This window comes from Bacillus cereus group sp. BfR-BA-01355, from assembly GCF_022663675.1.
Lineage (GTDB): Bacteria > Bacillota > Bacilli > Bacillales > Bacillaceae_G > Bacillus_A > Bacillus_A thuringiensis_S.
The window spans coordinates 22,464-35,105 of sequence record NZ_JAKUFY010000006.1; the positions used below are offsets into that span (position 1 = coordinate 22,464).

A 12,642-nucleotide genomic window follows, 5' to 3' on the forward strand; every position below is an offset into this window, starting at 1 on the left:
ATGCCACGATTGTTACAAGTTCGTATGAGTAATATCATTTTGGATGAGGGGAAAAAAGTGATCCCAGATTTGACGTGGTCACCAGATGGAAGAGATATGTTATTTATTTTGGAAAATGGAGGTGGGAAAACAAGTTTTATTCAGTTGATGATGCAAACAATTTTGCCGAATGTCACATTAACTGGACGAAAAATGAAAGAAACAGTTGCCAAACGATCAAATGGACATATTGCAACATCTTGGCGGCTTGACGGTGATCAACCCAAATATGCGGTCTTTGGATTCTCTTATGTAAATGCAAATTCAGAATCTGAGGATTTACAATATTTTAATTATTATTTTACGCATTCAGATGATTCACCGCTCACAATTGAAACCTTACCGATGGTGGTAAATGGAAAGTTAACTAACTATACCGAATATAAAAGAACATTGCAGCGTGCGGAAGGGGTTCGCGTACGAATTCCTGAAACAAATGAGCAGTATAAAATGGAACTTCAGCAGTTTCAAATCCTTGTTGAAGAATGGAAGAACATGCAAAAGATTAATGGGGATGAGGGAGGAGTTGCTGAGTTTTTCGCTAAGGCAAAAACGGTAGAAGACCTCATAAAAAAATTGCTTATTCCATCCATTGAAGATACGATATTTCAAAGAAAAGAGGATAAAGAAGGTATCTTTGAATCTTTCAAGGGATTTAAGGATAATCTGTTGCGGATTCCGGAGCTGAAACAAGATATTCGTGACTTTGGAATGATTCAAGATAATGCAGACAGTGTAATTACATCTGTGGAAACTTATCAAAATATGAAGAAGGCTTTTTTTGATACACAACATCGATTGGTCCGATTGAAAAAAACATTTCATGTATACCAGGAAGAATTGCAAGAAGTAAATACGTCTGTAGAACAGGAAATTCAGGAATTGAATGCAAGACAAAATGATTGGCTTTGGATTAAAGACAGCTATCTGCCACAGAAAACTATGAAAGAGATTATATCACTTCAAAATAAATTACAAAGTACGCAGGAAAAAGTCGCACAACAAACAGATCGGCTGCAAACTGAAAAGCAACATCATAAAGAAGCTAGAGCACTGTATCATTATGGTGAATATAAAATGTTTCAGCGCGAAAGACGAACCTATCAAACAGAATTGGATGCGTTTGAGTTATCTCATGCAGAATTGATGAAACAATTAGAAGAAGCAAAACGCGTGTTTCAAAATGCATGGTATGCTGAATTTCAAGAAAGAAAAGAAAAAGAAGAAGAGGTAAAAGAAAAACTCTGTGTATGTGAAGCAGAAATGGTAGAGGAAAAACAAATCATTAAAGAAATACGACAAAATGGGAATGCACTTACAAAAGAAAATGCAGAAATTCAAGCAGAACTTGCACAATACAAAAATTATCATAAAGTATTACAGCAGGAAGTAGGAGATGAGGCTGTGGCCGATAAGTCACAGTTTATACTACAGTGTATAAAAGAAATTACTCAGATTAAAGAAGACATCATAGAATTAGAAACGAATATTAAAATAGAAGAGATACAGAAAAAGAAACAAGAAGAAAGTGTGCAAGAGAAAACGTTATTGATTGCTCAGTGGAGTAATGAGAAACAAAATAAGGAAAAGGAGTCGGAGCAGTATATAACACATAAAGAGCGCGTACAAAACATGTTACTTCGAATAGGAAAATCCATCTCTCATATGTGGGAAGAGCGTGAGGAATGTGTTTTAACCCTTCAAAAGCAGTTGGACCAGCTTATACGAGATAAAGAAAAACTAGCCCTTATTGTACAGCGACAAAGAGAACGCGTTGAGGATTTGCAAACTTATGATTATTTCATTCCGCACAAAACACTACTACGCATTAAAGAAGAATTAGAGAAGAACCAAATTTACGTTGTACTCGGAAGTGAATGGCTTTCACAGCAGGCGTTAGAAGAAGAAGACAAAGAGAACGTGTTAGAGAACAATAGATTATTACCCTATTCCATACTAGTAGAAGAAGGACAAATTAAACAAGTAGAGCGTGTGCTTCGTACATTAAAAGGAGAACGTTTTGAAATTCCGATTATATTCCAAGTAAAAGAAAAACTTTTTACTTCTTTCAAAACAGATATGCCGATACTTATGAGTATGCAGCGAGGGGTTATGGTATTTCAACCGCTAGAAAAGAAATTATTTGCATCTCGTGCTGAAATGCAGCGTATTCTACAAGAAGAAGAACGTCAATTGCATACAAATATCCAAAATTTAAACCAATATAGAGAATTAGAAGCATTGCTTCAAACAGTTTTGCGAGAGATTACATCTTTTTTTGAAACTTACGACAACAGGTTTGAAGAGAGGGTAAAACAGCAGATAAATTTATTACAAGTAAAAGGAGAGAAAGCGGAGAAGCAGATTGAAGAAATTCGTGCAGATATATCTCTTTGTGAGCAGCAAATCGTAGATATGAAAGAAAAATGTGGACAACTGGAAAAACAGAAATATACGATGAGAACCAAATTAGAAAAGGTGGAAGCGTTCTGTAAACGATACTGTGATATTCAGTCTGTGAAAGATAGACATATAAAAGCACAAGCCGATCTCATTAGCATAGAAAAAGAGCTTACTATGGCTGAGAGTAGGCAGGAAGAAATCAGGATGCGACAAATACAAATGCAACGTCTTGTAGATGATCACCAACATCAACGGAAACAACACGAGGACGTTCGCAACTTGTATGGTTTTTTATATGAGCTCGTAGAAGGAGAAGTTACGACGGGTGATTACGAAACAGCTCGAATTACATTTGAGCAGCTAAATAAACGTATGGAGCAGGAGAACGGTAGTTATGAACATATTCGAAAATTACTAACAGCCGCTCAGCGAAATGAAATTAAGGAGCAAGAAGTAATTCAGACACTTGCAGTATGCTGGGAATGGTTAAAATATCAGCAGCGAAGTATTACTGCAACAGAGGTAGAAGAGGCTAAAAACTCAGAAGAAAAGGCAGAAGAGACCCTTCGTACTATGGAAAAAGAAATGATTGAGGTTGAAAAAGAAGTGTACGGGAAAGAAGAAAAATGGAAAACAGAATGTGATGCAGTGAAACGGGTATATAAAAAAGAACCACATGTTTTCGGTGAGGATGCAAAAGAGGAACAGGAATGTGCGATACGTGAGTTGACATCTTCTTATGAAGAACAAGAAAAGTTAGAATTTAAATATAAACAAAAGGAAGAAGAATGGAGAGCGGTTTGTCAGGTCTTAGAAGCTTTTCAAGATATTGCGGATCTCCCTGTTTGCACAGAACTTACGATGGTTTTACCAACAGAGGAGTGGAAAAGTATTTATAGCAATCCAATGGAAACATTTCGCAAGCTGAAACGGGAAACAGAGACGGCAAAATCAAATTTTGAACAGCAAAGAATACGCGTACGTCGAGCGTTTCAGCAGTATATTGAATGTTTAGAGATGACGAATAACCATAAAGTGAAAATATTTGCAGATCAATTCACACGTTTGCTGGAAGGTGAGAAGTTGTTTGATTACGAGTATATTCATAGTAAATTCTTACGAGTCTTTGAAAGTCTTGCAGCAATGAAACGGCAACATGAACATATGCTTGTACAATCTGAAAGCGATAAACAAGAACTTGTAAACTTAATGTATCAGCGAATTGTAGCAGTATATGAAAATATTAAAGAAATACCTCGTCATTCAAAAATTCAGTTATACAGTATGCCTTTTGAGATGATTAAAATGGATTGGAAACGGGAAGAAGAAGAAACTACTCTTCAAAATCTGCTTCATTGGGTGGATACACTGCTACACCATGTACAAAAGATGCATCAAAGCAAAAATGAGGAAGAAATTGATTTGTTTATGAAACAGCAGCTGAGCACAGAAAAAATGTTGGATAGTCTGGCTCCAATTCCTACGTGTCAAATTAAAGTGTTCAAACCCCGAAAACAGACTTTAATGGAAAGTGGTATAGATTATATGCCATGGCATATTGCAGCAAAATGGTCGGGTGGGGAACAATATACGTCATATATGACTATGTTTATGGTCTTAATTACGCATATTCGTAAAAAGAGATTTACGAAAGAAAATTCATGGAAATTTATTATAGCAGATAATCCGTTTGGAAAGGCATCTAGTGAGCATGTAGTGAGTCCTATTATTGAACTTGCACAAAAATGTAATATTCAGCTCATGTGTTTAACTGCAATCAAAGAAGAAGGGCTGAGAAGACATTTTGACGTGGTAACAAGCAATCGTTATTATCATATGGGTGGGAAAGAGATTCTCTCAAAACAAGAACAAGTGACAAGTTTAAAGAGTTTATATTATAAAAAACCTGTAGTAATTTAATCAAAAGAAGGATTTTATGATCCTTCTTTTGTTAATATTATTGGAGCTTATTATATGTTTGAAGTCCATTAGATCGTAATGTTAAATTTTAACCGAATTTCTTTGAGAAGAAACAAATATATGTTTATATATTACTAAATTTATTTATGTATTTGTGTTGCTAGAGCAAATTACATACTCTTTTACTATCACATCTTTACACAAATTTTGTAGTGAGTCTTCTAACAGAAAAAAATGATGGCTTCCATAAAGGGAGTCTAAGATTTATTGTTTATGTGATTTTTCCATTCTTGTAAATCGCAAATTACTTCACTGAAATCTTTTTTAAAAGGATATTTTTCTGAAAGGAAGTCAGAATGAGTGGCCTCAATTTTTTCCCATTCTTCACTTAATTTTTGCCATGCAGAAATAGCATTTTCTAATGCTTTGTTGAATTCATCCATTTTAAGTTTGCTCCTTTATCTTAATTATTTTATCTAAAATCTTCATCAATCCATAATCCGTTTTTTTTGCGCAATTCCTTGACTTTAGCAGGGAAGAGCTTGTTTTTTTCTTCATAGACTTTATCAAATAGTTTTTGATCTTGATCTTTATTTTCAAGCCTGTCTTTTATAATTTCACAATTTCCTAGCTCAAATCCTATCCATCTACGCCCTAATAATTCGCAAGCAGCAAATGTTGTACCGCTTCCTCCAAATGGGTCTAATACAACATTACCTTGATTTGTGCTCATGCTAATTACACGATCGAGTAATTTGATGGATAGTTCGTTAAACTTTCTATTTTTAGAGCTTTTATGTCTAACGGGATAAATATCTGACCAAACATCAGAAAGAGTTATACCATTAGGGTTCATTTTATTTTTGTATCCACCATAATCTTTAATTTCTTTACCGCAATGTGGACAAGTCTGTAATGGAATTCTCTGTACGTTAAATGTATTAGGTTTTTCACCTTTTATATAATATAAAAGACTATAATTGGCTGGATATAATCTATTCTGAATAGGTAGTCCAAACTTCATATCAACTGTTATCCAATTTCGAAAGTTCATTTTTCCGTTCAAGTACCCAGAAAGGTAGGTATTCCATTTTGGAATATTATATACAAATAAAGAGCCCCCGGGTTTTAATACTCTAATACATTCATCTATCCATTTATAATACCAATCCAAATATCCACTAGAAGAATTTTTATCAGTTACTCCCTCATCATACTCCTTATCAAGATTAAATGGTGGATCAGCAAAAATAGTGTCTATACTATTATCTGCAATCAATTTAAATAATTCTAGACAATTCCCATTGTATAATTCGCCGAAATCCGAAGAGAAATAAGGCTGAATTGTTGGGGGGATATTATTTTCTTCTTGCCTAATACTATTTCTTTCCTCAAGAAGTTTAGCAATGTCCTTGCTACTGCGTAAAAAAGCTTCTTCAAATCCTGCTGGTATTCTACCTAATTTTAATTCTAATTCCACTTTTGTCATTTCAAGATAACTAAGTATTCCATTTAAAAGTTTTTCGTTTGTTGGGATAATTCCACTTTCCTTAAAAGCATGTAAGTCCTTTTTATTTATTTTTTCTTTTTTTAGTAAAGCATACATTTCATCTTCTGTATGCCCTAGTTGATTAGCTTTGTCTTTAATTACGTCAAATATAGTAAAAAACCGCAATATTATACACCTCATGTCACTTATAGTCTGTAGACCTATAGTATACATAATTTTATCATTTTCTTTAAACTATCGTCAATTATATAGGAGGAGTTATGGGGGGAAATATCAGAGTACTATTTGGCCAAAAAGTTCGTCAAATACGATTATTAAAAGAAAATATGTCACAAGAAAAATTGGCTTTTAGATGTGATCTGCATAGAACTTATATTTCAGATATTGAACGAGGTAATAGGAATGTTTCGTTAGATAATATCGAAAAAATTGCTAAATCACTAGAGGTGCAACCGATGGATTTACTGGATTTTAGTACATTAGATAGTTTTAAACAAAAAGAAACTAATAGAGGAGAAAATAATGAAGATTGAAAAGGAATTTATAACAGAAACAGCTAAAAACTTACTTTTAACTGACAGCTTAATTGAGCAAGCGTATAAGGAAGTAAAAACTTCTATTTGTTCCCCTGTGTGGCCAATGGAATCAAAAATTTTCACGATAAATAATACCAAAAAAAATTGTAATGGTGTAGTACCTATAAAGGAGCTATGCTATACAACACTTGAAGAAACATATAATTGGTACAGAGAGAAACCGCTAAATGTATTGAAAGTGGAAAAGAAGAAAGGGGGACCAATTGACGTCTACAAAGAGTTCAGTGTGAAGTTGTCTGAAGAAAAAGATTTAGATAATTTAAAAGGGCTTAATCAAGTCGATAATATAAGACGTGTAGGAATGGAATTTGAAACTGGAAATATTAGCTCGGCTCATCGCTCCATGAATAAACTTTTACTAGGGTTAAAACGTGAGGAGATTGATTTAGCAATTATCCTAATGCCTATAAAAAAACTAGCTTATTATCTTACAGATCGAGTTACCAACTTTGAGGAATTGGAACCATATTTTGAACTTACAGAGGGACACCCATTTATGTTTATAGGATTTGATGCTGAGGCTTATGATGTAAACGTTCCAGTAATACCAAAAGGTTCTGATGGTATGTCAGATCGTTCCATAAAAAAATGGAAAGATAAGATTGAGGAGCTTTAATACATATTATTTTTTAATTTAAAAACGGAATTTTCACTATTTAACTAAATTCAGATACTACTTTAGAATTTTGGTTATAAGGATAGTCAGTTGTTTTTTTATTATTAGTCTTAATTATAAAAAGGTATGTATTGTATGGTGAATTTTAAATAAAGGAATGAAGTAGTTGTGAGTGCGCAAAAGAAAATAGTTGTTTTATTTGAACATATCGATACGAGTATGAAGTACTTTAATAAAAGAAGGAACCAAAATAAGAAAAGAGCATTCTGGTATAAAATGGCTGTTATTACTGTATCAGCTCTTATTACGGTTCTTCTAGGATTAAAGAGTATAAATAATATTCTATTATCTGATTTTATTTTATTTTTAGCAGCTAGTGTAACTGTAATAAATGGATTTGATAGTTTTTATGATCATAGAGGTTTATGGGAAAAAGATGTTAAAACGTTAAGCAGTTTAAGAGAATTGAAATACAGCATAGAATATTACATTGCTGGAAAAGCAGAAGGAGAATTATCTATAGATGTGCTTAACGATTATCAAAAAAGATTACAAGAAATACTTAGTACAGATATAAATAAATGGTCTGATGTAAGAGAAGCAGCCAATAGATTAGAAAAAGAGGCTGAAAAGTAAGTAAAAATACATATTGGTATATTAAGGTGTAAAGTAACTGCATTATAAATCTAATCGGTCAGCGTGTAAATGATACATCTTTTATAAAAATATGAATAATTTGTAATTGGAGAATTAGTAGATCGATAAGGGGAAACTTCGCATGCATTTTAAATAATACTCTAGTTTTTTTATATATTAAATGTATAGGATAATATTCCTATAAATGAATAATCAATTTTTATGTGAACTTAATTTAATTACAAATTCTAATTAAAATACATAAGTTGAGAGGATAGAAATAAATTCATATGAGTAAGGTATTGTATAAATATAGAGGCATAAATGATAATACCAAAGATATTTTTATTAATAATAAGGTTTGGTATGCAAGTATTCCAAGTTTAAATGATCCAAATGAAGGATTAGTCAAAAGTATTACAGCGAAGAATGCTAAAGCTTTCATAAGAAGAACCAAAGAGATTCAAATGTCGGGATTTGTAACAAGTTTAATGATACAAAAAGATAATCCTGAGTTTAAAAAATTAAAGAGAAGAATATCAAATTTAAACGGATTTGAACGAAAATATAAATTTATGGTGAACTGGTATAAAGAAAGAGGAAGAAAACTTTCAAAGGCTGAAGGGTTTTTAGAATCCATTAATACCATGTTAAAAAAAGTAGGTATTTTGAGTTTGAGTGACAACCCATTAAGTACATTGATGTGGTCACACTATGGGGATAATCATAAGGGAATTGCAATAGGCATCAGTAATTTTAATGAAAATGCTTATAAAAAAGTTAATTATGTGAAATCAACAGAGGTACCTGAAATAAATTTAAAAGAATACAACAGTGTTCTGAAAATGTATAAAGATCATAATGAATTTGAAATTAGTTTAGATGATCCACATTTACAATTGGCGTTACAAACAAAAACACAGGAATGGAAATACGAGAGTGAATGGCGTGGGGTAAAAGAGCAATATGGACTATGCTCTATAGAGGGAGAAATTTCTGAAGTTGTATTTGGGCTAAATTGTAGTGAAAGAGATAGAAAAGAAATTAAACAAATAATTCAAGATCAGGGTATTAAGGGGGTTTTGTATAAAGAGGTTTACAGGGAGCATGATAGCTACGAATTCTTAATAAGAGATTGTAAATGAAATAATTTATAAATGTTAAATCATAATGTATTTAAAATAACATTTAGTTATAGGTGGGATTTAAATTTAAAACTATTTGGTTCATATATAAATTGTATAATAAATAAGCGAAAAGGACTTTAATAATAGATCAGGTTAACTTTTTTCATTTAAGAAATTCGACACTTTTTGTTTTTCGAAATAATTGAAATATAAACTAAACAATTTAATTATACGAACTAAAGTAGAAATAGTAAGTCCTATGTATAAATATGTTAGAAAGGCTTTTTATTAAGTTGTTAATTTTATTCAAATATATTTTTATAAACTGGGGAGGGATAGGAATGATTTGTATGCACTGTTATGATTATGAAAAAGTGCTAGCAGCAGAGAAGATTTTGACAGTATTAAATCAAAATCAGAAGTTTGATAAACTTATTGGACGTTACATTGAATTGAATAATTACTATGAAAAATGTGAGAATTGTGATTGGGAGATAGAAAAACTAGAACCTATTATTGAAAATGATCAGTACTTTTTTGATGAGCTTTTAGAGTTAGTAGGAAATTCTATAAGTCAGCTTATAGTTAATTGTGAGTATTGCTCAGAACAGGATGAAATGATTTCAACAATTAGACATACCTTCAGTGGCAGAGATGAAGGTGATGATGAAATTAGGGATAGAATATTAGACCGCATCCCCTTAGGAAATTATGTATTAGATTTTATACAGGAAGCATTTAGCTCAGCAATTACTGAATCTGAAATGGAGGGCATTGCTAAGAATCTAATCTGTAAAGGTTGTAACCATGGTGCGGGGGAAAGTTATGAAGATAAATTTGACTTTGGGCACTTTGATCTTTATGACACAGTTTACACTCAACATGATAATAATGACTTTTTTAGGGAATTTTATGGGGACAATATTCCGGAGTTATTAACTTTGTTAGCAGATTCATTTTCCATGGAACAACTTGCTTATCTGAAAGAAAATTACGAAAACTCAATTTATTGTACCGATATAAATTTTCAAAAGTTAATTAAGTTAGTAAAAACAATTAGAGAAGGAACCGTTGAAGTTAAACCAATTATTTTAAGCGAAGGTCGATATGTGTATCATGCCCGGAAACACAGTACACAAGAACAACCCTATAGTAATTCTCAAATATGGGCTGCTCCTTATGGTTATTCAAGTAACGGTAGATATAATACAGTCGGAAGTAAAACTTTCTACACATCTAATTCGTATCTGGTATTGCCTAAAGAGCTGAGAAAGCAAGAAGGTGAACAGCTAACCGTGGGAATATTTGAACTTCAAGAAGATAAGGTCTTGCTCCCTGTAGATAGTCTGTTTAGCGACTATGATTATTATAAGTTGATATCAGAAATTCCTGATTATAATAACAATGCTACAGTTAAAAAGGAATATTCAATTACCAATCTTATATATTTAGCGGCTATAAACGCTAATTTTGATGGTATAGTTTATAAATCAGTACAAGACAATAACTACTTAAACTATCTACTCTTTAATGTAGAAGAGAATGATGATTTCGAACTAAGAGCTAAGTTTGAATACAAATAATGACAAGGGGATATGAAAAGTTAATTTTATATTAGTTAGTAAGTATATCATTTATATGCGTTCTGATGAACCATGTCATAAGTAGATGCAGCTTTTAGTTTTTTTGATTGTAATTAATTGGTGAAAAATTTAAGTGGGGTGATATTTTGAAAGTAGTAACTTTTTTTAATAATAAAGGCGGTGTAGGAAAAACTACTTTAGGTGTTAATATTGCAGCCTATTTTTCTATTGAAATGGGACAGAGGGTTTTGGTTATAGACGTAGATCCTCAGGCTAATACAACACAAATGCTAATTTCTGAAGATAAATGGGATTTATTATATAGTGATGATAATAAAGAAATTAAAACATTACATGATTATTTAACACCTCTTGCTCAGGGAGACCCAGAAATTAATTCAACAATTTTAGAACCCTCTAAGGGTAGTGAGAATCGTTTTAAAGTAGATTTAATACCCGGAGATCCTAATATTTCAATTATCGAGGATATTCTAAGTGACGCATGGAATAAAAGTATTTCAGGATCGATAGAAGGTTTTCGTAAAACGAACTGGTTAAAAAGTATAGTGAATCGATTTAAAGAAGATTATGATATTATTTTTATTGATGTTGGACCATCTTTGGGTGCTTTAAATAGAAGTGTTCTACTTAATTCTGATTATATTATAACTCCTATGGGGTCAGATATATTTAGTTTGATGGCTGTGAAAAATATCTCAAAGTGGATAGGTAGTTGGAAAGCAGACTATTCAAATGGTGTTTCTTTAATGAAAAGAAGAGGAACGCCATTTGAAGGATTTAATATAAATTTAGAAGCCGAAAAAGTAAGTGGTTTAATAGGATATTCTGTTCAGCAATATGTTACTAAAACATTTAAAGATGGACGTAGACCAATCAAATCTTATGATGCAATAATAAAAGAAATTCCAACTATAATTGAAAATAATTTGAGTGATTTAATTCCTAATAATTTGAATATCGATAATTTGAATCTAGGGGATATCCCATATCTATATAGTTTAGTACCTTTAGCCCAATCTAATAATACACCCATTTTTGAGTTGAAGTCTGCAGATGGACTTAACGGTTTGCAATATGGACAAGTTAATAGTTATAAGGAAACCCTCAAAGAAATTTGTGATAAAATTGCACATAATATGGAGGTGGTAAAATGAATGATTTTCCACCGAATTTAGTGAGAGAGATAGCAAGTAAAAGGGCAATATTTTTTATTGGATCAGGTATATCGGCAAATTCTCAAAGTCAAAACCCCCAAACTTCACTCTCAAAGCCATTAACTTGGGGGAAGTTTATTAAAGGAGTTAGAAGTTTAGTAGATGAGAAAAATCCTGCTTTAAGTTATATAGATGATATGATAACAAATAAGGATTATCTCAAAGCGTTGCAAGCAATAAAAAATCATTGTGATTCAGGACGTTATGCTGAATATCTAACTAAAAATTTTGATGAGCCTTATTTTGCCCCAAGTCAAATTCATGAATATATTAAAGACATAAATTGTAAAATAGTCATTACTACAAATTTTGATAAAATATATGAACAATCATGTGGAACACATGGTTATACAGTTGTAAATTATTATGATCCAATTAGTAAAATGGTTTCTAATATTAGATCAGCACAAAATTTAATTATTAAAGCTCACGGTACGATTGATGATGTAAATAATATCATATTTACAGAGAATGAATTTTTTAAAGCAAGAAGAAAATGTCCTGATTTTTATAACATATTACAGTCATTATTTTTAACTAATACGGTAGTGTTTTTAGGGTATAGTTTAAATGATCCAGATATCAATTTACTATTAGAAATAGCTAATAGAACAAAAGTAGAAAGTAATCCTCATTATGTTTTTATGCCAAAAGGAAATGATCCGGAGCTAGAAAGGCATTGGAAAGATTGTTATAACATAAATATTTTTGAATATGGTGATGATTACATGTTTTTAGAAAATAGTATGAGAATATTAACAGAAGAGGTTAATTCATATAAAGTAACTTATGATTTACCAAAATAAATTTTATGTGAAAAAATACAATATATCCAAAGAAAGATAAGCGAATGTAAATAACATGTTTGAATAATAGTATGAGTGAGCAATAGGTATAAAAATATCTACTGAACACCTCATACTATTTTTAGAATAAGGTTTTAGAAATTCAATATCAATTTTATATTTTAATTAATA

At 31.5% G+C, this 12,642-nt stretch carries 10 protein-coding genes; 8 read left to right on the top strand and 2 right to left on the bottom strand.

Annotated elements, in window-relative coordinates:
* Positions 1-4,362: a coiled-coil domain-containing protein gene (locus tag MR167_RS03430; protein ID WP_242313897.1), complete on the top strand. Its 4,362-nt coding sequence runs from the start codon at positions 1-3 to the stop codon at positions 4,360-4,362.
* Between the two features lie 257 nt (positions 4,363-4,619).
* Here MR167_RS03430 and MR167_RS03435 read toward each other — a convergent pair whose 3' ends face one another.
* Positions 4,620-4,805, bottom strand: a complete 186-nt coding sequence (locus MR167_RS03435) for a hypothetical protein (protein ID WP_154131664.1) — start codon at positions 4,803-4,805, stop codon at positions 4,620-4,622.
* Positions 4,806-4,834: 29 nt separating this feature from the next.
* Entirely contained in the window at positions 4,835-6,037 is a 1,203-nt protein-coding gene (locus MR167_RS03440; protein ID WP_242313899.1) for a DNA-methyltransferase, read from the bottom strand.
* Between the two features lie 95 nt (positions 6,038-6,132).
* Here MR167_RS03440 and MR167_RS03445 point away from each other — a divergent pair, with 95 nt between their 5' ends.
* The 7 genes from MR167_RS03445 to MR167_RS03475 all read left to right on the top strand — a co-directional run bounded on the left by MR167_RS03445 (position 6,133) and on the right by MR167_RS03475 (position 12,471).
* On the top strand, positions 6,133-6,405 hold the full coding sequence (locus tag MR167_RS03445; protein ID WP_098329984.1) for a helix-turn-helix domain-containing protein: 273 nt from the start codon (positions 6,133-6,135) through the stop codon (positions 6,403-6,405).
* Positions 6,395-7,084: a PDDEXK family nuclease gene (locus tag MR167_RS03450; protein ID WP_242313901.1), complete on the top strand. Its 690-nt coding sequence runs from the start codon at positions 6,395-6,397 to the stop codon at positions 7,082-7,084. Before MR167_RS03445 ends, MR167_RS03450 begins: the two co-directional genes overlap by 11 nt.
* Positions 7,085-7,252: 168 nt before the next feature.
* The gene (locus MR167_RS03455) at positions 7,253-7,720 is read left to right on the top strand and encodes an SLATT domain-containing protein (RefSeq protein WP_098298326.1); all 468 of its coding nucleotides are present in this window, start codon (positions 7,253-7,255) and stop codon (positions 7,718-7,720) included.
* A 290-nt stretch (positions 7,721-8,010) separates the two neighbouring features.
* Positions 8,011-8,865: a DUF2971 domain-containing protein gene (locus tag MR167_RS03460; RefSeq protein WP_242313904.1), complete on the top strand. Its 855-nt coding sequence runs from the start codon at positions 8,011-8,013 to the stop codon at positions 8,863-8,865.
* Positions 8,866-9,188: 323 nt separating this feature from the next.
* Entirely contained in the window at positions 9,189-10,430 is a 1,242-nt protein-coding gene (locus tag MR167_RS03465) for an RES domain-containing protein (protein ID WP_242313906.1), read from the top strand.
* A gap of 146 nt (positions 10,431-10,576) precedes the next feature.
* On the top strand, positions 10,577-11,605 hold the full coding sequence (locus MR167_RS03470) for a ParA family protein (protein ID WP_242313907.1): 1,029 nt from the start codon (positions 10,577-10,579) through the stop codon (positions 11,603-11,605).
* Positions 11,602-12,471: an SIR2 family protein gene (locus tag MR167_RS03475; RefSeq protein WP_242313910.1), complete on the top strand. Its 870-nt coding sequence runs from the start codon at positions 11,602-11,604 to the stop codon at positions 12,469-12,471. Before MR167_RS03470 ends, MR167_RS03475 begins: the two co-directional genes overlap by 4 nt.
* The last annotated feature ends 171 nt before the right edge of the window (positions 12,472-12,642 follow it).

Coding starts and splice junctions, on each gene's coding strand:
- MR167_RS03465 (WP_242313906.1), top strand. CDS start 9,189: ATGATTTGTATGCACTGTTATGATTATGAAAAAGTGCTAGCAGCAGAG.
- MR167_RS03460 (WP_242313904.1), top strand. CDS start 8,011: ATGAGTAAGGTATTGTATAAATATAGAGGCATAAATGATAATACCAAA.
- MR167_RS03435 (WP_154131664.1), bottom strand. CDS start 4,805: ATGGATGAATTCAACAAAGCATTAGAAAATGCTATTTCTGCATGGCAA.
- MR167_RS03430 (WP_242313897.1), top strand. CDS start 1: ATGCCACGATTGTTACAAGTTCGTATGAGTAATATCATTTTGGATGAG.
- MR167_RS03450 (WP_242313901.1), top strand. CDS start 6,395: ATGAAGATTGAAAAGGAATTTATAACAGAAACAGCTAAAAACTTACTT.
- MR167_RS03445 (WP_098329984.1), top strand. CDS start 6,133: ATGGGGGGAAATATCAGAGTACTATTTGGCCAAAAAGTTCGTCAAATA.
- MR167_RS03475 (WP_242313910.1), top strand. CDS start 11,602: ATGAATGATTTTCCACCGAATTTAGTGAGAGAGATAGCAAGTAAAAGG.